General features: G+C 67.7%; 19 protein-coding genes. 14 read left to right on the top strand and 5 right to left on the bottom strand.

From position 1 onward, the window contains the following. Window positions 1-8: 8 nt before the first annotated feature. The gene (locus EV192_RS48630) at window positions 9-344 is read right to left on the bottom strand and encodes a hypothetical protein (protein WP_132125604.1); all 336 of its coding nucleotides are present in this window, start codon (window positions 342-344) and stop codon (window positions 9-11) included. Window positions 345-1,172: 828 nt separating this feature from the next. On the opposite strand from EV192_RS48630, the gene EV192_RS48625 reads away from it, so the two are divergent. The 4 genes from EV192_RS48625 (at window position 1,173) to EV192_RS48610 (ending at window position 5,391) form a co-directional block, all read left to right on the top strand. Continuing rightward, a complete protein-coding gene (locus tag EV192_RS48625; protein ID WP_132125603.1) occupies window positions 1,173-1,739 on the top strand; it encodes a hypothetical protein in 567 nt (188 codons plus the stop codon). Window positions 1,740-1,748: 9 nt separating this feature from the next. Further along, the gene (locus EV192_RS48620) at window positions 1,749-2,093 is read left to right on the top strand and encodes a hypothetical protein (protein WP_132125602.1); all 345 of its coding nucleotides are present in this window, start codon (window positions 1,749-1,751) and stop codon (window positions 2,091-2,093) included. Between the two features lie 156 nt (window positions 2,094-2,249). After that, a complete protein-coding gene (locus EV192_RS48615) occupies window positions 2,250-4,544 on the top strand; it encodes a BAR domain-containing protein (protein WP_132125601.1) in 2,295 nt (764 codons plus the stop codon). 4 nt (window positions 4,545-4,548) lie between these two features. After that, on the top strand, window positions 4,549-5,391 hold the full coding sequence (locus EV192_RS48610; protein ID WP_132125600.1) for a hypothetical protein: 843 nt from the start codon (window positions 4,549-4,551) through the stop codon (window positions 5,389-5,391). Between the two features lie 9 nt (window positions 5,392-5,400). Here the strand turns inward: EV192_RS48610 and EV192_RS48605 are convergent, their stop codons facing one another. Beyond that, complete coding sequence (locus tag EV192_RS48605) at window positions 5,401-5,976, bottom strand: hypothetical protein (protein ID WP_132125599.1); 576 nt, start codon at window positions 5,974-5,976, stop codon at window positions 5,401-5,403. Window positions 5,977-6,039: 63 nt separating this feature from the next. Between EV192_RS48605 and EV192_RS48600 the strand changes: the two genes are divergently transcribed. The 5 genes from EV192_RS48600 (at window position 6,040) to EV192_RS54415 (ending at window position 10,519) form a co-directional block, all read left to right on the top strand. Then, a complete protein-coding gene (locus EV192_RS48600; RefSeq protein WP_132125598.1) occupies window positions 6,040-6,366 on the top strand; it encodes a hypothetical protein in 327 nt (108 codons plus the stop codon). A 53-nt stretch (window positions 6,367-6,419) separates the two neighbouring features. Next, window positions 6,420-8,684, top strand: coding sequence for a hypothetical protein (locus tag EV192_RS48595; protein ID WP_132125597.1), 2,265 nt, complete (start codon window positions 6,420-6,422; stop codon window positions 8,682-8,684). Between the two features lie 121 nt (window positions 8,685-8,805). After that, on the top strand, window positions 8,806-9,780 hold the full coding sequence (locus EV192_RS48590; RefSeq protein WP_132125596.1) for a LysM peptidoglycan-binding domain-containing protein: 975 nt from the start codon (window positions 8,806-8,808) through the stop codon (window positions 9,778-9,780). Window positions 9,781-9,812: 32 nt separating this feature from the next. Beyond that, window positions 9,813-10,181, top strand: coding sequence for a hypothetical protein (locus tag EV192_RS48585; protein ID WP_132125595.1), 369 nt, complete (start codon window positions 9,813-9,815; stop codon window positions 10,179-10,181). Window positions 10,182-10,303: 122 nt separating this feature from the next. After that, window positions 10,304-10,519, top strand: a complete 216-nt coding sequence (locus EV192_RS54415) for a helix-turn-helix domain-containing protein (RefSeq protein ID WP_165960991.1) — start codon at window positions 10,304-10,306, stop codon at window positions 10,517-10,519. 89 nt (window positions 10,520-10,608) lie between these two features. On the opposite strand, the gene EV192_RS48575 is transcribed toward EV192_RS54415, so the two are convergent. The 3 genes from EV192_RS48575 to EV192_RS48565 all read right to left on the bottom strand — a co-directional run bounded on the left by EV192_RS48575 (window position 10,609) and on the right by EV192_RS48565 (window position 14,663). Then, window positions 10,609-11,904, bottom strand: a complete 1,296-nt coding sequence (locus EV192_RS48575) for a tyrosine-type recombinase/integrase (protein WP_132125593.1) — start codon at window positions 11,902-11,904, stop codon at window positions 10,609-10,611. Window positions 11,905-12,054: 150 nt separating this feature from the next. Next, window positions 12,055-13,575, bottom strand: a complete 1,521-nt coding sequence (locus EV192_RS48570) for a sugar ABC transporter ATP-binding protein (RefSeq protein WP_132125592.1) — start codon at window positions 13,573-13,575, stop codon at window positions 12,055-12,057. After that, window positions 13,575-14,663, bottom strand: a complete 1,089-nt coding sequence (locus tag EV192_RS48565) for an ABC transporter substrate-binding protein (protein WP_243727560.1) — start codon at window positions 14,661-14,663, stop codon at window positions 13,575-13,577. Before EV192_RS48565 ends, EV192_RS48570 begins: the two co-directional genes overlap by 1 nt. 132 nt (window positions 14,664-14,795) lie before the next feature. Here EV192_RS48565 and EV192_RS48560 point away from each other — a divergent pair, with 132 nt between their 5' ends. From EV192_RS48560 to EV192_RS48540, 5 genes are all read left to right on the top strand, one after another. Further along, window positions 14,796-15,797, top strand: coding sequence for a LacI family DNA-binding transcriptional regulator (locus EV192_RS48560; RefSeq protein WP_132125591.1), 1,002 nt, complete (start codon window positions 14,796-14,798; stop codon window positions 15,795-15,797). Window positions 15,798-15,801: 4 nt separating this feature from the next. After that, the gene (locus tag EV192_RS48555) at window positions 15,802-16,962 is read left to right on the top strand and encodes an acyl-CoA dehydrogenase family protein (protein ID WP_132125590.1); all 1,161 of its coding nucleotides are present in this window, start codon (window positions 15,802-15,804) and stop codon (window positions 16,960-16,962) included. Between the two features lie 68 nt (window positions 16,963-17,030). After that, window positions 17,031-17,651 carry a dihydrofolate reductase family protein gene (locus EV192_RS48550; protein WP_132125589.1) on the top strand — a complete coding sequence of 207 codons (621 nt, stop codon included), beginning with the start codon at window positions 17,031-17,033 and terminating at the stop codon, window positions 17,649-17,651. A gap of 4 nt (window positions 17,652-17,655) precedes the next feature. After that, on the top strand, window positions 17,656-17,991 hold the full coding sequence (locus EV192_RS48545) for a YciI family protein (protein WP_132125588.1): 336 nt from the start codon (window positions 17,656-17,658) through the stop codon (window positions 17,989-17,991). After that, window positions 17,988-19,190: an RNA polymerase sigma factor gene (locus tag EV192_RS48540; protein ID WP_132125587.1), complete on the top strand. Its 1,203-nt coding sequence runs from the start codon at window positions 17,988-17,990 to the stop codon at window positions 19,188-19,190. The genes EV192_RS48545 and EV192_RS48540 overlap by 4 nt, the downstream gene beginning before the upstream one ends. Window positions 19,191-19,292 lie beyond the last annotated feature (102 nt).

Below are 19,292 nucleotides of genomic sequence, written 5' to 3'. Positions count from 1 at the left end.
GCGCGGGACTACCCGCCCGGTAGAGCCACCGCCAGGTTCCGCAGGGCGTCCCGCACCGGGGACGGCATCGCCCCTCTCCGGATAAGAGGACTGCCGCGCCACAGCATCTCCGCAAGCAGAAACGCCGTGTCCGGCGCGAGCGCGGTCAAGTACGCGGCAGTGCCCGACGCCCACACCCCACCGAGGGTAGCCACGAGTTGCTCATCGCGGCCCAGCACGTGAATCACGCCGTCCACGGCAGGCACCGCCCGCCAGACCCCGGGCGCTGCGTTGCGCCCCAGCTCCCGCAACCGATCGGACGCCTGACGAACCGCGTCGGCAACCTGACTATCGCCATCGAACACGCGTTCGATCATGGCCGGCGAACGTGGGCGGCGCAAGAAGTTGGTCACTCATGCGGGGGAGTCGACGCAGGTCACGAGCGCCAAGGCAACACGTAGCGGAGCACACATGGTCCTCTCTGTGTAGCTCCCGGCTAAGGTGTGGGTCGCTGACACAAGTTCGGACACTATGAGACACGGCAGATGTAGTACGGCTGACGCCGGGCGCGACCCCAGCATCAGCCGTACCGGTTGGATACGAGCTAGCTAGCTGCGCCCTTCAAGCCGCTTAGCAACGCTACGCAATCCAACGGCCAAGACCCGGCATTCCTTCTGGACGGCCGGGTCTTGGTGTCCGACCTCAATGGCTACATCTGCCATCACGCGGAGCCAGTCTGCCGTGGACAGTCCCTGCACGCTCCCTCCTCTCTCGCCTGTCCCCACTCACGGCGGGATGCCGGGACCATACAGCATGTGCTTAGTCGCGCCATTGTGGGCGCACAATCATCCTGAGGCCGTTACGGTGATTCCGGAATCTTAGATTCGAGGCAACAGCCATTAGGCAAGTCAGACTTGCATGTCTATTCATTCGCACGTCAAGTGTGACTGGAGCAAGGCGCACGATGTGCGGCTCACGTGCGGAAACGCTGGCCGACAAGCCATTGGCCAGGCGACATGAAATGACTGTTATGCCTCGTCAATCACTCTATTGTCACCCCCCGCGTACATCTCGTTTCGAGGTAGTGGTCTGGCAGCTGCATCCGCTGACTCGTGCCGTTCCACTTGACCGACGATGTTTGTAGTGGATCTGTTGTAGCCACTCGCGATGTGCGGTGTGTCGACGGAGCCGCCATGGTTACCTCAGTCACGGTCGCAGGGACCGAGGAGTTCCGGCGCCTTGCGGTACAGCTCAAGCAGGCAGGTCGGGGCGAGTTGCGCCGTGAGCTGGCGCGGGCGATGCGGGAAGCCGCGGCTCCGGTGGTGCAGGACGCGCAAGAGCGGGTCCGGTCGCTTCCGGTGGTCGGAGTTGGTGGTGGCGCGTCCGGGCGGGCAGCTCGTGCAGCGCATGCGTTGGGCCGTCGGCGGAGATTCACCGATCGGGCGAAGATGCGGGCTCACGAGCGTGCGGGCTTGCGCACCACCATCGCCCGTGCGGTCCGTGCCCAGGTCAGTACGTCGGGTGCGTCTGCGCGGGTGCGGATCCAGGTGAACAAGAACGCGCTCCCGCCCGATCAGCGGACCCTGCCCGATCACCTGAACACAGGCAAGTGGCGCCACCCGGTGTTCGGCGACCGGGACGTGTGGGTCACCCAGGTCGCGCCTCCGGCGTGGTTCGACGACGCGATGCAGTCCGGTGGCCCGCGCGTGCGGCAAGAAGCCTTTGACGTTGTCGAACGATTCCTTGACAGATTGGAGTAACAGTCCACAATGGCCAAATTCGTGTTAGGCGGTATCGACTACCCGTTCGACACCGACCACCTGACCAACCGCGAAGTCATCGCGTTGGAGAAAGCGACCGGGGCGAGCATCGGGTACCTGGTGGATTCCTTCAACGCCAACGGCGGCACCGGCCGTGACGCGTTCTTCTGGCTCGCCCGCCGCCGCCTGGGCGAACACATCGAGTACGCCGAACTGGAGTACAACTACGCCGCGCTCCGGTTCATCCCGGACACGACGCCCACCCCCGAGCCCGGCCAGGACACCGCCCCGGAACAGCCGGACCCTACCGAGGCGCCCCACAATGGAGCGCCCCCGAACACCGCCAACGCGTAGCCGAGTACAAGCCGTACCTGTTGCTGCTGTGGAACATCACACCCGCTGACGTCAACGACATGTCCTATGCGGACTTCATGATGTGCGTCGACCTTGTCCAGCAACGCCTAGCCGACCTCAACACCAGATAACCCAGTAGGCAAGGGGTGATTCCCCTTGCGCGATCTGGTCTTCACTATCCTCGGCATTGACAAGGCGTCCCCCGCGTTCAACGAAGTCGGGGCCTCCGCCGACAAAGCACACGACAAGTTGGACGCGTTCGGCTCGTTGTCGGTCAAGAGCCTGGCCGGGGTCACGGGTGGAGCGGTCGCCGCTGGTGCCGCCGTCGGCGGTGCCCTGGCCGGCGTCACGCTGGCGTTCGGCGGGATGGGTGCCGCCGCACTGAAGAACAACGCCCAGGTCAAAGCCTCTTTCGGTGGCCTGTGGGACGAGATCCGCAAAGGCACCACCGACGCCGCACAGCCCCTCGTCCCGGTGTTCCAGAACGTGGCCGGGCAACTCTCAGACGCGTTCCGCTCGGTCCAGCCCGACCTCAAAGGCTTGTTCGCGGCGGCCGGCCCAGGGATCGAGACCCTGACAGCAGGGTTCACCGGGTTCATCACCAACACCATGCCCGGCCTCAAGGACGCGGTCGCCTCGGGCGGACCAGTGTTCGACGGGCTACGGTCGCTGGCCGAGCAGACCGGTAGCGGACTGTCGGACTTCTTCCGCAACACCAGCACGGCCGCGCCCGCCGCCGGTCAAGCCCTGTCCGGCCTGGGCGGGATCGTCCGCGACGCGCTCGGGTTCGCCGGCACCCTGTTCGCGCAACTGGCCACCTCGGGCGCCCCCGTCCTGGCCAGTCTGCGCGAGCTGTTCGCCGCGCTCACGTCCACAGTGTCCACATTGGCCGCTGGAGCGCTGCCAGTCCTGTCGGCCACCGCGACTAGCTTGATCACGATCTTTACCGGTGTGCTCAACGTGGTCCGCCCGTTGGCGGGTGTGCTCGGTCCGTTGGCCGGGATCGCCTTGAGCACTGCGGGCGCCTTCAAAGTGTTCTCCGGCATCGGAAGCGGGGTCACCGCCGCAGCGTCGGCGTTGACCGGGTTCGCCAGCCGGGCCAAGGAAGCCGCAGCCGCCGGCGGTACGCTCGGTGGCGGGGCCGGAGTGGCCACCAGCGCCCTCGGCAAAGTCGGCGGGGTCCTCGGTAAGGTCGGCGGAGCGATCCCGGTCGTCGGCGCCGCCCTGACCGGCCTGGGCGCCATCTTCGAACTGATCGGGAACGACTCCGACAAGGCCAGCCAACAAGCCGACCACCACACCACCGCGCTCGGCGAGACCGAACGCGCCACCCAAAAGGTCAAGCAGGCCCAGCAAGCCTACGACGAAGCCGTGGCCCGCTCCGGCCCCGGCTCACATGCCGCGATCGACGCACAGAAACAACTCGCCGACGCGGTGGACAACGAGGCCCGCGCCCAGAAACAAGCCTCGGACGCGACCAAGAACCACACCCAACGCATCACCGAACAAACCCTGGCCGTGTTCGGGTCCATCGGTGCGCAGCAGCAATACCGCGACTCCGTGCTCGCTGAACAGCAGGCCCACCAGAACGTGATCACCGGGCTCAAGCAGCACACCGCCGCGTCGCTGGAAGGTAAGCAGGCACAGGAAAGCTGGAACTCCGCGATCCTGCAATCGATCACCCAAGCAGGAAACTACAAGGCATCCTTGGTGACCACGGGGGTAGAGGCGGACGTCAACGCCGCCAAGCTCAAAGGAATGAACGAGGAAACCCTACGACTGGCCCAAATCTACGGCAAGGACGCACCGCTCGCGTTGCAGCAAGCAATCGGCGCGATGGACAAGGCCGCACTGTCGGCTGCCGGGATCACGGTCACAGTGGACGCCGCCGGAAGATCGATCTTCAATCTCAAGGGCACGACCATTACCTTGGACGCGAAAGACGACTTGACACCGAAGGTCAACGCGGCACAGTCCGCCGTGGACAAGCTGCGTAGCCAGCCATGGATCGTCATGTTCATGGGCATGATCCACCCACCACCGGCCGCCTCCGGCGACGGGTTTCCTTCCTTACCGCTGCCACCCATGGGTCCCGTCGCGCATTACGCGGACGGCGGTCGATGGACCCCGATGGCAGCCGGGCGGGCCACCATGGTCCCGCCCAACACATGGCGGGTCGTTGGCGACCGGTCACGGGACGACGAGGCCTACATCCCGATCAACCAGGCGCCACGCAGCCAAGCATTGCTCGCCGAGACCGCCCGGCGGATGGGGTTCGACCTCTTGCCCCGCACGGGCAACGGATCTACCGTGCCAGCGGGCAGGGGCGGCGTGAACGTGGACGACCTCGCCGAAGCGTTGCGGATCGCACTGTCCGGCGCCCGGCTGAGGCTGGACGATTCCCTGGGCCGATACGTGCGGCTGGACACCCAAGCCAACGCCCGGAGGTGACACTGTGCCGTTCTACCTCGGACGCCTCGGCGCCCTACGCAAGCTGCGGGACCCTATGAAGGGCTTGGACGCCACCAACGAGCGCATCGGGGCCACCCACCGATCACTGAATGGAACCACCAGCCTGGACGTCCTCGGCCACAAGCGAACGTACAAGATCCAATGGGACTATCTCACTCATGATGATCTGTCCTACCTGGAAGCGCTGCATCTCGGGCTAATCGACGGCCCGCTACGACTGGTCGACCCGCAACGCCGGAACCGGCTACGCGCCCAAGTCTCCTCGGGTGGCAGCCGGTCACGCACCACCGCCGGATTCACCGCGACGCAAGGCACACTCGCGTTCACCTCGGGCGCCACGCCGCCGGACGTGTTCGCCGCTGGCGCGATCACCTGGACACTCCCAGCAGCGGCCGGCGGCCGGCTGACCGCCAACGACACCCTCACCGACCGAACCCCGCTGATCCCCGGAGAGCCGGTCACGCTCTCCCTCTACGCCGCCGGGGACCCTGTCACCGTGCAAGTCGTTATCACACCGGTAGATCCGTCCGGACAGCCAGGCTCGCCCGTGTTCGGTCCACAGGTGACGCTGACCGGCAGCTACCAGCGGCTGCCCCTCACCTTCATCCCAGGCCCGTCCCATGCCGGATGCGCGGTCGGCGTAGACGTCCCCATTGGCGGACCCACCGGGACGATCACCACCACCGGGTGGCAACTGGAAGCCGCGCCCACCGCCTCACCCTGGGTGCCCGGAACCGGCTGCCCGGTCGTGGTGATCGACTCACTGACCGATGTCTACCCCGAATACGGATACCACGCGCCCACCCTGACCCTGCTGGAAACCTGACATTCTCAGTCACGGCAACGTCCACTCCACACTGTTGCTGCCGTTCACGATCTTGACCGTGCCGTCCGGCAGGAACACTTCGACCCCGCCCGAGTACTTCTTGTTCGGCTGCCAGGCCACAGTGGGCACGCCGAGACGCTGATGCGTCGGCAGGCACGGCCCGTCATAGTCGCCCCGAATCGAACCCGAGGTCACGCCACGGGCATCCACCGCCGTGAAACCCGTGACACTTTCCTGCACTTGAATGGGGTTACTGAAGTCGGGACCGGTCGCCACGTCCATCCACACCACCTTGCGGTGCGTACCCGGCGGTGGCGGCCTGTCAAAAGACGCCCCCGGCGCGCAGTCGGTCAGCTTGATGACGGTGAGCCGGATATTGCAGGCGGGGTCATTGCGGCTCTGACAATTCGGCCCGAACCCGACGTACTCACCGAATGCCCGGGACTCGACCTGTGGCCTGCTCGGTGACGTCGAGCCATGAACGGCGGTGCGCGGCGGGCCGTCTCGACTGGTGTCACCGTAGTTGCCGCACGCGGCCAGCAGTACCGCGCACCCAAGCATCACCACAGCACCGACGCGACTCATTTGTCTCCCCCTCGAACAGATCATGGTCCGCGCCCTCAGGCGTGCCACTGATGATCGACCAGCATGACGCCCTTCTGGAGCGGCCACATGGACCAACTTCCCGCGCTGGGCATCAGCGGCGCCCTCGTGCTGGTGATCGCGTACCTGCTGGCGTCCAACTTCCGCGACCGGGTCCAACACGAACGCGCTCTCGCGATGCACGACGCCGAACACGCCACCGAGCTGGCCCAGGCCCGCGCCGCCCATGACGCCGACCTCGCCGGCCTACGTGCCCGAGTGGCGGTGCTGGAACGACGCCTGGGCGAGCTGGAGACCGAGCTGGACAAGGAACGTCGACGGCGCCGAGCGGCCGAGGACGCCGCCGCACAGGCCCGCCGCACCCAGCAGTAGCCGACCGAGTCCACCCCGCGCCCAACGCCCGGCTGTGATGGAGGTGTGCCCCGATGTTATCGACCGGAACCCCCGCGCTGGATGACGCACTCGCCGAAGCTCTCGCGCAACCGGTCCGCGAACCGGTCTGGCGGCTGCTGGTCGACCTCGCCAGAGACGGCAGGTTCGCTCACCCCTGGTCGGACGTGACCAGCCTGGCCACCGACATCACCGTGGACCGCGCGATCACCGGGGACCTGCCCGAAGGCACCACCCTGACCGAGGGCTACGCCTCGGCGAGCCTGACCGCCAGCCTCGAAGGCCGGTTCTCCGATGGGACCTCCATCGTGGACGCGGTCGCATCGAAGGCTGGAAACCCGTCGTGGGTGGGGGTGAGCCTGCGCTACGACCTCGGGCTACGGACCCGGCTCGGCCCGGTCCTGCTGCGGCAGTTCACCGGCATCATCCGCACCACGTCCATGCGCGCCTCAAGCGGGTCGGTGGACATCACGGCCGCTGACGGCGCGGAACAGTTGCGCGCCGGGATCACGCTCCCGTCCATCAGCCTGGACGGCCTGCAACAAGCCAAGTACGGCGATAGCGGCTACCGGTACTGGATGAATTCACAGTGGATCATCGACTACGTGCTGCGCGCGAACGGGATTCTGACCGCCGCCGCCCCGATGCCCGGCTGTGTGCTGACGATCTCCGGCCACGGCAGCCTCGTGTCCGAAGTCGGCTTCGGTGGGCAACCCATCGGCACAACCGACACCTACACCGGTCCACTCTGGACAAGCGGGCCGGACGGGATGCTCGCCCCGAACGGCGGCGACGGCATCCCGACCTACACGTCCCGATACACCGCCGCTGGCATGACGCCGGTCCGGGGCGGTGCGGGATTTGGGATGGCCCTGTGGGTCTACCACGGCGCAGGCGCCCCGCTCGGCGGCGGCGTGTCCACCTCGCGGGTGGTGGAGGTCGTCCCGGGAGGAAACCAGATCTTCAGCCTGGTGCTCCAGCCCAACGGAGGCATCGCGATATCCACCGTTCCCGGCGGAACGGGCCTGTTCACCGTCTGCCCGATCACCCTGGACGCCACCGTCCGATGGCGACAGATCGCCGCCCACATCGCGTTCACCGGCACCGGCGGCGGCGTCTCCGGTTTCACGGTGACCTGGAACGTGGACGGGCAGATCGCGACCAGCAGCACCAACCGCGCCATGGTGAGCGGCGGGGAATACCCCTCCGCCCTCGTGAACCTCTACGTAGCCCGCCCCCTCAGCGGTGTGCAGGTCTGGGTCTTGCCCACCGCGCCCGCCCCCGACGCCTGGCCAAAGCTGCCGGCCACGCCACCGGGCGACATTGACCCCGGGCTCAACCAACTGACCTACTTCCCGGCGATCACCGGGCGGGACTCCTGGGAGCTGATCAAGGAAGTCGCGCAAGCGGAGTTCGGGGTGCCGGGGTTCAACGAGTCCGGTCGGTTCTCGTTCCTCAACCGCGACACGTTGACCAGTCGCCGATCGGCACCACCGACCGCGACCCTCACCGCCGACCAGTTGGCCGAGGTCACCGCCACCACCAGCATGGACAGTGTCCGCAACGACGTCTCGATCACCGCCGCCTCGGCCTACACCCGCAACCCCAAAGTATTGATCGAGTCCACCGATCCACTGTCCTATGTGTTCGCCGCAGGCACCCTAGAACGTCGCGTGTTGGCCCTGCCCGAAGGATCGTCCGGCCTCGTCGGACTGTTCGGGTCGTTCAACAACGGCTCCGTAGTCAGGGTCGCGTCGTCGGCTTGGAATGACACCGTGCTGACCGGGTACGCCTGTGTCCGGGCAGATCAACCCGCGACCGAGGTCACCAGCAACGTGTCGATCGTCGTGCGCCGACTGACCGCGACCAGTGCGCAGGCGTCGTTCTCCAACACCAACACGTTCCCGATCCAACTGACCACGAACGACGCCACACCCCGGCCCGCGTTCCGGCTCTCCGGGGCCGTCGTCACCCCCGACCCGCCGCTGACCGACATCCTCACCGATGACACCTCGATCGCGACCTACCGACGGCGCTCTCTCGACCTGGGAAGCGGGCCGTGGCGGCAACGCCTCGATCCGTTCCGGGCACTCGCGCAAACACTGCTGGCAGAGCTGGCCCGCCCGTCCACTGTGTACGACCGCATCCCCCTGCCCGGCGATCCCCGCCGGACACTCACCGACACCGTGACCGTGACCTACCCCGCCACCGTGACCGCGTCCATCATCGGCATCACCCGGCGACTGTCGACCACAGACGGACTCGTCGACGAGTTGACCGTCCGCCCACAGCACCCCTGACCGGACCAGTCAGAGCCTGAACGGCTCTACCGCCGCCACTCACGCCCGCACGCACCCGCACCGGGATCTCCTCCCGGTGCGGGTCGCTGGCGCGCCCACCGAAAGAAAGGGATCAATCCTCGTGACCGACTATGGCATTGACCTGTCGCACCACAACACCGTGGACGACTGGAACGCGGTACGCGGCAACAACATCACCTATGCGTCCATCAAGCTCACCCAGTCCACAGACTTCGTCGACTGGGCCGCCGGGAACCACGTCGCGGGGGCTCGCTCGGTCGGCATCAGACCCGGCGGCTACCACTACGCCACCGGCCTGGGTGACGTCGACGCGCAGGCCGACCGGTTCACCGACAACCTTCGTGCTCACGGCCTATTGGACGCGGGGTCGCTCGCGCCGATGCTCGACATGGAAGCCGCGGACCTGCGCGGCAACGCCAACCCGTTCGTGCGCGAGTTCATCGCCCGCTATCGCATCGCAAGTGGACAGTCCAAGATCCTCGTGTACGCCAACCTGGACTGGTGGACCCACGTACTGAACCCCGACGAGTGGGCCGATGACGACGTGTTCCTGTGGATCGCCCGCTACAACGGCGACCCCGGCAACCCCGGCTGGAACCACCCACGCCTCGCCCTGCACCAGCACACCAACAAAGGCACCGTCCCCGGCATCCCCGGCAACGTCGACCGAGACGCCACCATGGCCGGCTTCGGCCTCGACACTCTCACCCTGGGCGGCGACGCACCCGCGCCACCTCCACCGCCGCCCGCGCCGGCCCCGGACGACACCTACACCGTCCAGTCCGGCGACACACTCTCCGGGATCGCCGCCCGGTTCGGCACCACCTGGCAGGAACTCCAACGCATCAACGGCATCCCCAACGCCAACCTGATCTTTCCCGGCCAGGTCCTCCGGCTACACGGCGACCCCGCACCGCCACCACCGGACGAGCCACGCACCTACACCGTCGTGCGCGGCGACACCCTGTCCGGCATCGCTGCCCGATTCGGCACCACCTGGCGCACCCTCCAAGAGATCAACGGGATTGCCAACCCGAACCTGATCTTCCCCGGGCAAGTCCTGCGCCTGCCCTGAACATCGTTACCTGGCAACAGGACAGACAACCCATGGACCCGATCGACCCGGCCACCGCCAACGCGGCGCTGTGGTTCTACGCCATGGTGTTCACCGGCTGGTTCTCCAGCGCCGCAGGCCGCGGCTTCGTGCGGCTCTACACCTACCTCGACACCCTCCCATCCAGAAAGGACAAAGACAGCATGCCCACCACCGACACCCGCAACCGCGCCCTGCGGACCCTCGCCCAGAACCTCGCGTTCGACGCACTACTCGCCGTCATCCTCGTCCTACTGCCCGCGATCCAAGCCGAACACATCAACTGGTCGCTGCTGCTGGCCAGCATAGCCAAGACCGCCGCCGTGACCATCCTCGCCGGGACACAACGGTGGCTGGAAAACCGCCGCAGCGACCCGGCATGAGACCGCCCGTCAACACGCTGTGCGCCAGTGGCCCCACCCCCTCATCGGAGACCCATGCCAACGATCCACCCGGGCGACCTCCGACCTGCCGACACCAGGCAGGCCGGACATCGGAGTCCGCCATGACCGCCGACGTCCCCGAGTTACTCACCTACCAGCAGGCCGCCGACCAGCTCACCATGTCCGTCCGGTCCCTGCGCCGCCTGGTCAACGCCGGCAAGGTGCCGCATCGGCGCATCGGCCACCTGGTCCGCTTCACCACAGACGACCTCACCGAGATCCTGGCTTCCGCGCGCATCGCGCCCCTGCCGCGCTCGCCGAGGCGTCCCCGACACTGACCCTCGGCGAGTCCTGCCAGGGACGCACGCACACAAACAACGGGGTCCCCGGGGACTACCGCCCCGGGGACCCCGTCACCGACCGTGGGTTACGCCACCCGGCGAGTACCCGCGACCTTGCGCGGCGCACGCCCCGCCGACTTACGCCCTGCCGAACGCCGCACCCCCCGCTTGACCTCTGTCGCCCCCATGGACTTGCGGCGCAACGCGATCACGTTGCGGATCTCGCAGTCCGCCTCCGGCATCAAATGCCCGTAGGTGTTGGCCGTGATCCCGATCGACTCATGCCCCAACCGGCGCGACACCGCCAACAACGGCACCCCATCGGTGAGCAACCACGCCGCGTGCGTGTGCCGGAGATCGTGTACCCGGGGACTCTTGGTCAACCCGCCCGACTGGGCCAGCGTGCGAGCCCGCGCCCACGCCGTGTTTACCCGATGCTGAGGCCACCACCCCCCGTCCAGCGGGTCGGTGAACACCGGCTCATCCGGGCGCTTGCCCTCAACCAGCCGCCGCAGGACCCGCGCCGTGTCGAAGTCCACCACCACCCGCCGCTGGGACGCATTGCTCTTGAGCGCCACCCGGCCCAGCACCACACTCGGGTCCGCCTTCGAGGGCCTCGACAGTTGCCACTCGACATCCACCCACCCGGCCGCGAGGTCCTCCACATGCACGTCCGCGACAATCAGCCCGAGCGCCTCGGAGATCCGCAACCCCGTCCCCAGGATCACGTCCACCAAGTCCGCCAGCGCCGCACCCACCTCCGTAGACACCGGGTCCGCCTGGCACGCGGTCAACAACAGGTCCGCCTCATCGGTGGTCAGGAAGTTCGCGGTACGACCGCGCCGCTTCGGCGGGTCCACCAACAGCGTCGGGTTACCCGACAACGACCACGGCCCCTTCTTGTTCACCGCGTACCGGAACACCGACCGCGCCAACTCATAGGCCCGCTGTGCCGACCGGCCCCGGTCAGTGATCGCGTTCAACACCCGCCGGATCTCGTCCTCATCAATCGCCTCGATCGGTCGCCGGACCAGGTCCGCCAACCCCGCGACCTCCGAGTACAGCGTCTGGCGGTAGATCCCCTTGGTCTTCAGGCTGGCCCGGGTCCGCGACGCGATGTAGTCCTCACCGACCGACCCGAACGTCGGCCCCACAAATGCCACCGGCCGCTGGCCGGTTACCAGCTCGAACGTGACCACCCGAGGGTCCTCGTCGTACACCAGGTGACCCAGCGCCTCCACCGCGCCCTTCATCCGCCTGGCGTCCGCCGAGTCCGTGTAGGTGACCGACTGCGGCGCACCGGCCCGCTTCCCGCCAAACAGCCACTTCAACCGGTAGGACTTCGTGCCATCCCGGCGGGTGCGGGTCTCGATCGTGGCCATGCTCACTCCTGATGATCGACTATCGGGGACCGTACTCCCGTGGTGATCCCACAGGAACCGAATTACCCCATAATCAAAGGTCAGAAGGGTGGCCGATGAAAGTCGCGCGTTCCCGTACGGTGAGACTCCATCACAGCGTCCACTCTCTGGTCAGTCATCCGCGGCTCCTGTGTCGGCGAGGGCGGCGATCAGGGCCGACTCCGTCACGTCCTTGCCACGCAGTTCCGTGACGACACGGCCGTCGCGCAGGACCACGATGGTGTCCGAGCCTTCGACCACTTCCTCGAACTCCGAGGAGATCAGCACCACGCCCAGGCCCGCCGCGGCCAGTTCGCCGATCAGTGCCTGCACCTCCGCCTTGGCGCCCACGTCGATACCCCGCGTCGGCTCGTCCAGCAGCAGCACTTTCGGTTCCCGGCACAGCAGTCGGGCGAGCAGCACCTTCTGCTGGTTGCCGCCGGACAGCTCGCCGACGCGTTGGTCCGGACTGGCCGCCTTGATCCTCAGCCGGCGCATGAAAGTGTCCACAATGGCGTCCTGGCGGCGACGGGACACCAGGCCGGCCGCGGACAGCTTGGGCAACGCCGCCAGGACGATGTTCTCCCGCACGGACAGGTCGGGCAGGATGCCGTCGGCTTTACGGTCCTCCGGCAGCAGGACGATGCCGGCGCGGATCGCGGCGGCCACCGAACCCGTCCGGATCGGTCTCCCCCCGACGGAAACCGAGCCGGTGTCCGGTGGCAACGCGCCCGCGATCGCCCGCACGGTCTCGCTGCGACCTGCGCCGAGCAGACCGCCCAGGCCGACGATCTCGCCCGGCCGGACCGTCACGTCCACGTCGTGCAGCTGGTGTTTCAGCCCCAGTCCCGCCGCGGCCAACACCGGCGGGGCGTCCACCGAGCCGGTGTGGGTGTCGAACTTGGTGGTGCCTTCGCGGCGGACCTGGTCCAGGTTGCGGCCCAGCATCATGGCGACCAGTTCGAGCCGGGACAGCGCCGCCATTAGTCCATTGTGGACGAGGCGGCCATCGCGCAGAACCGTGACCACGTCACAGATCCGGTACAGCTCGTCCAGCCGGTGGCTGACGTACAGCACGGCGACCCCGTCCGCGCGCAGCCGGGAGATCACCTCGAAGAGCGTGTCCACCTCACGCGGCTCCAGTGACGAGGTGGGCTCGTCCAGGATCATCACGCGCGCGTTGGTGGCCGCCGCGCGCGCCACGGCGACCATCTGCCGCACGCCCGCGCCCACGGTCCGCAGCGGCCGAGTCACGTCCACGTGCACGCCGTACGACCGCAGCAGTTCCGTCGCCGCCGAGTTCATCGCGCGCACGTCCATCGACCCGAACCGGGTCCGTGGCTCACGGCCGAGGAACAGGTTGCTGGCGACCGACATCAACGGCACCAGGTTGACCTCTTGGTAGACCGTGCTGATCCCGGCGGCCTGCGCGTCCGACGGCCGGCCGAACCGGGCCGGCGCGCCCTGGTGGAACAGCTCCCCCGAGTCCGGCGAGTACACCCCGGTCAGCACTTTGATCAGGGTGGACTTGCCGGCCCCGTTCTCGCCCACCAGGGCGTGCACCTCGCCCGGCCGGAGCGTGATGTCCACATCGGACAGGGCGACCACGCCGGGAAACCGCTTGCCGACCCCGCGCGCCTCGAGGCCGGCCATCAGTACGAGTTGGCCAGTTCGACCGAAGCGTTATCCTTGCCGTACAACTTGTCGCTAATCACGACATTTTGCTGTACAGCTTGTCCACTAAGGAACGTCTGCAGGGTCTGGAACGCCAGCGGACCGAACCGCGGGTTGGACTCCACGACCGCGTACATCTGCCCCTCGGTGACCTTCTGCACGGCGTTGTGCGTGCCGTCGATGGACACCACCTGGACGTCCGTGCCCGGTTTCCTGCCCGCGCCGCTCAACGCCACCAGTGCGCCGAGGCCCATCTCGTCGTTCTCCGCGTAGACCCCGTTGATGTCCGGCTGGGCCTGGATGATCTGCTCCATCACCTGCTGGCCCTTGTCCCGGGCGAACTCACCGGTCTGCTGGGCGACCACCTGGATGTCCGGCGCGCTCGCCTTGAGCTCGTCGACGAAGCCGCTGGTCCGGTCGGTGGTCACGTTGTTGCCGGACGACCCGAGCAGGATCGCGACCTTTCCCTTGTTGCCCAAGGCCTTCGCCATCTGCTGGGCGGCCCGCTTGCCCTGGTCGACGAAGTTCGAGCCGAGGAACGCGACGTAGTCCTTGCAGGCGGTCGAGTTGACCTTGCGGTCGATGGTGAGCACCGGGATGTTCTTGGCGCGCGCCGCGGACAGCGCCGGCTCCAGCCCGTCGGAGTTGAGCGGCGCGACGACCAGCACCTGCGCGCCCTTGGTGATCATGTCCTGGATGTCGGAGATCTGCTTGGCCAGCTGCGAGTCCGCGTTGGTGGTCAGCAGCTGCTTGACGCCGACCTTGGCGGCCTCGTCCTTGATCGACTGGGTTTCGGCGATCCGGAACGGGTTCGCCTCCTTCTCCGACTGGGAGAAGCCGACGACCGCGTTCTTCAGGTCGATCTGGCTGCCGCCGTACTGCTGCAGCGTGCAGGTCGGGCCGCCGGCGGCGGACGTCTGCGGGGCCTGCGCGCCCCCGCTGCCGGACGGTGGCGGGGTGGAGCTGTTCTCGGCCTTGGTGCACGCGGCGGTGAGGAGCAACGCGCACAACGCGGCGCCGACGAGCCGGACTGGACGTAACTGACGCGGAAAACCGTTGGGCGGCACGGCTGGCTCCTCGTTGAGCTCGGTCCTGGTACCTGACAGGTTTCGGACGTTACATCGTTGGCACAACGTTGTAAATATGCTCCACTTGATAGGTTCTCCCCTGCTGTCGCCGCCAGGAAGGTTGGGTCTTCAGTGGCCACTCTGAAGGATGTCGCCCTGCTCGCGGGGGTCTCGGTGAAGACCGTGTCCAACGTGGTCAACGGCTACAGCTTCGTCAAACCGGAGAACGAGCGGCGGGTCCGGGAGGCGCTCGCGGCCACCGGCTACCAGCCGAACCTCGGCGCCCGCAACCTGCGCCGCGGCCGGACCGGGTTCATCGCGCTGATGGTGCCCGAGTTGAGCATCCCGTACTTCGGTGAACTGGCCGGCGGCGTGATCACCGCGGCGCACGAGCACGACTGGAGCGTGCTGATCGAGCAGACCCAGGGTCAGCGCGACCCCGAGCGCACCACGCTGGCGTCGCTGGGGCCGCACATGGTCGACGGCGCCATCATCAGCCCGGAGGCGCTGGAGAAGGACGACTTCACCCGGCACGCCCCCGGGATTCCCCTGGTCATGCTGGGCGAGCACGCCCTGGACGTGCCCATCGACCACGTCGGGATCGACAACGTCCTGGCCGCCCGGACCGCCGTGCGGCACCTGATCGAGACCGGCCGTCGCCGGATCGCCGTGATCGGCCAGAACCCGACCAGGGGGACGGCGACCCAACGGATGGCCGGTTACCGCGAGGCCCTCGCCGAGGCCGGGCTCCCCCAGTCGCCGGAACTCATCGCGCCGGCCAACCGCTACCACCACAAGGACGGCGCCGAGGCCATGGCGCAACTGCTCACCCAGGGGCACGTGCCGGACGCCGTGTTCTGCTTCAACGACATGCTCGCCCACGGCGCCGTGCGGGCCGCCGCCGAGCACGGCTACGTCGTGCCGCGTGACATCGCGATCGTCGGCTTCGACAACACCGAGCACAGCGCGTACAGCCTGCCGTCGCTGACCACCATCGCGCCCGACAAGACCGCGCTCGCCCAAACCGCGGTCGACCTGATCCGGGACCGCGCCAACGGCGGCGCCGGCGAGCCGAAGGACATCCAGATCCCGTTCACCCTGAAGATCCGGGAGAGCACGGTCGGCGCAAGATAGATCCATGAGCGATGACGTCGGCGCCGAGGATTTCGCGGACATCCTGGCCCAGGTGCGCAGGTTCGTCCGCGACGACGTGGTGCCCAGGGAGAACGAGATCCTGGCCACCGACCGGATCCCCGACGACCTGCGGGCGGCCGCGGCCGGCATGGGCCTGTTCGGGTACGCGATCCCGGCCGACTGGGGCGGCCTGGGCCTGAACCTGCGCCAGGACGTCGAACTGGCGATGGAGTTCGGCTACACCACCCTGGCGCTGCGGTCGATGTTCGGCACCAACAACGGCATCGCCGGCCAGGTGCTGGTCAACTTCGGCACGGACGTGCAGAAACGCACGTGGCTGGAGCGGATCGCCTCGGGCGAGGTCGTCGCGTCGTTCGCGCTGACCGAGCCGGGCGCGGGCTCGAATCCCGCCGGACTGCGCACCCGGGCCCGACGCGTCGGCACCGAGTGGATCCTCGACGGCCAGAAGCGGTTCATCACCAACGCGCCCATCGCCGGCCTGTTCGTGGTCTTCGCGCGGACCCGTGAGGCGTCGGACCGCGACACCGGCATCGCCGTGTTCCTCGTGCCGGCGGACACGCCCGGGGTGAGCGTCGGCCCGAAGGACGCGAAAATGGGCCAGGAAGGCGCGTGGACAGCGGACGTGATGTTCGACGACGTACGTGTGCCGGAGTCGGCGTTGGTGGGCGGCTCGGAGGAGATCGGCTATCGCGCGGCCATGACGTCACTCGCGCGTGGCCGTATCCACATCGCGGCGTTGGCTGTGGGGACCGCGCAGCGCGCGCTGGACGAGTCGGTCGCGTACGCGGCGTCGAACACCCAAGGCGGCGTGCCGATCGGCGAGTTCCAGCTGGTGCAGGCGATGATCGCGGACCAGTACACAGGGGTCGCTGCGGGCCGCGCGTTCGTCCGTGAGGCTGCGGCAGCGTACGACGACGGCACCGACCGGCGAATTGCGCCGTCGGCCGTGAAGCTGTTCTGCACGGAGATGGCCGGCAAGGTCGCGGACCTGGCAGTGCAGGTGCACGGCGGAACCGGATACATGCGGGAGGTTCCGGTGGAACGGATCTATCGCGACGTCCGGCTGCTGCGGCTGTACGAGGGCACCAGCGAGATCCAACGGCTGATCGTGGGCGGCTCACTGGTCCGTGCTCACCGAACCTGACCCGGTTGTCGATTTCGACCTCGTCCCGTTCGCCGTAGTGGCTGAGGGGGACGAGCGGAGGAGACGACATGCGAAAACTGACCGTGATGGTGTGGACGACCCTGGACGGGGTCGCGCAGGCGCCGGGTGGGCCGGACGAGGACTCGGGCAGCGGGTTCGTCCATGGCGGCTGGGCCGCGCCCTACGTCGACCGGCGGATCCTGGATGTGGCGACGGCGATGGTGACGAGGGCCAGCGCGATGCTGATGGGCCGGACGAGCTACGAGATCTTCGCCGGGGCCTGGCCCGGGGCGGACGACCCGATCGGGGCCCGGCTGAACGCGCTGCCGAAGTACGTCGCGTCCACCACCCTGGACAGCGTGGCCTGGGAGAACTCGACTCTGCTGACGGGCGACGTGGCCGAGGCCGTCCGCGAGTTGAAGCAGGGTGACGGCGGTGAGATCCAGGTGCACGGCAGCCTCGGGCTGGTCCAGACACTGCTCACGCACGATCTCGTCGACGAGTTCCTGATCATGGTCGCCCCGGTGGTGCTCGGCACTGGCAAGCGCCTGTTCGGCGACGGGGCGTTCCCGGCCGGGCTGCGGCTCGTCGGCACGATGACGTCCGGCAACGGCGTCGTGGTCAGTACGTACGCGCGGGACGGCAAGGTCCAATACGGTGAGGTCGGGCCCAAGACGGAGAACTGGTGACGTAATGCCGCAGTACGCGATTCTGATCTACGAGAAGGAACTCCCTGGCGGCGTGGCGGACATCCCGCCCGACGTGATGGAAGCGAACATCGCCGCCGAGGGCAAGATCGCCGCGATGGGTGTGCGCATGGTGCACCAGCAGGCGCTGGAGCCCGTCCGGGAGGCTCGGACGATCCACAAGGGCGGGTTGGTCACCGACGGTCCGTTCCTGGAGACCAAGGAGGTCATCGGCGGGTTCTTCGTGATCGAGGCCAAGGACATGGAGCAGGCGCTGGAGGTCGGCAGGCTGTTGCCGATCATGGATGGGGCCGTCGAGATACGGCCGTTGCTCGACCTATGACGTCTGCTCAGCAGGCGGTGGCCGACGCGCACCGGAGCGAGTGGGCCGCCGTGCTCGCCGCGACGGTGCGCGTCACCCACGACCTCGACCTGGCCGAGGAATGCGTGCAAGACGCGTACGCCGCCGCACTCGACTCGTGGCAACGCGACGGTGTCCCAACGCGCCCAGGCGCCTGGCTCACCACCGCGGCCCGGAACAACGCGCTCGACGCGTTGCGACGCGCGAAGACCCTGCGGTCGAAGTTGCACCTGCTGGTGGAGCCAGATCCGCCCGAGGTGCACGACGACCGGCTGCGGCTGGTGTTCCTGTGCTGTCACCCGGCGTTGGCACCCGAGGCGCAGGTCGCGCTCACTCTCCGACTGGTGTGCGGGGTGTCCACACCGGACGTCGCGAGCGTGTTCCTGGTGCCGCGGGCGACCATGGCCGCCCGGCTGACCAGGGCGAAGAAGAAGATCACGGCGGCCCGTATCCCGTTCCGGATGCCGCCGCCGAGCGTGTTGCCCGACCGGCTGGACGCCGTGCTCACAGTGATCCACCTGCTGTTCACCACCGGCCACACCGCGCCGACCGGCGACACGCTGACCAGAGATGATCTTGTCGCGTACGCGCTCGATCTGGCGCGCATGCTGCGGGACCTGATGCCCGACGAACGCGAGGTCCGCGGGCTACTCGCGTTGATGCTGGCCGACCACGCCCGCCGCGGCACCCGGACGGACGCCGACGGACGACTGGTCCTCCTCGAAGACCAGGACCGTTCCAACTGGGACCGGGCGGCCATCGTCGAAGCCGATGGCCTGGTCAGGAGCGCGCTGCGAGGCCGTCCCGGTCGGTTCACGCTCCAGGCTGCCATCACGCTGCTGCATGCCACGGCACCGACCTATGCGGAAACGGACTGGCACCAGATCGTGGTGCTGTACGACGAACTGGCCAAGGTGTGGCCGTCACCCGTGGTCGCCCTCAACCGCGCGGTGGCTGTGGCCATGGTGGACGGACCCGTGCGCGGCCTGCGCGAGGTCGAAGCGCTCGACGGGCAGCTCCCCGGCTACCACTACCTCGCAGCGGTGAAGGCGGACCTGCTGCGCCGTCTGGACCGGCCGGCCGAGGCCGCCGTGGCCTACCGGCAGGCGATCGAGGCCACCGGCAACGAGGCGGAACGGGCGTTCCTGACAAGTCGCCTCGACGAAATCGGTCATTCGTAACGGATTCGAACAATATCGGTTTCGCATTCTTGTCAATGAACCGATGCCTTTTCCACATATCGCCGCCGATTGAACCGCCGGGGTTGCTTCCAACGTGCCTTG

The sequence above is a fragment of the Actinocrispum wychmicini genome (assembly GCF_004345645.1).
GTDB lineage: Bacteria > Actinomycetota > Actinomycetes > Mycobacteriales > Pseudonocardiaceae > Kibdelosporangium > Kibdelosporangium wychmicini.
Note: the sequence above shows the minus strand (reverse complement) of the source record. Positions and strands in the feature narration are given on the sequence as shown.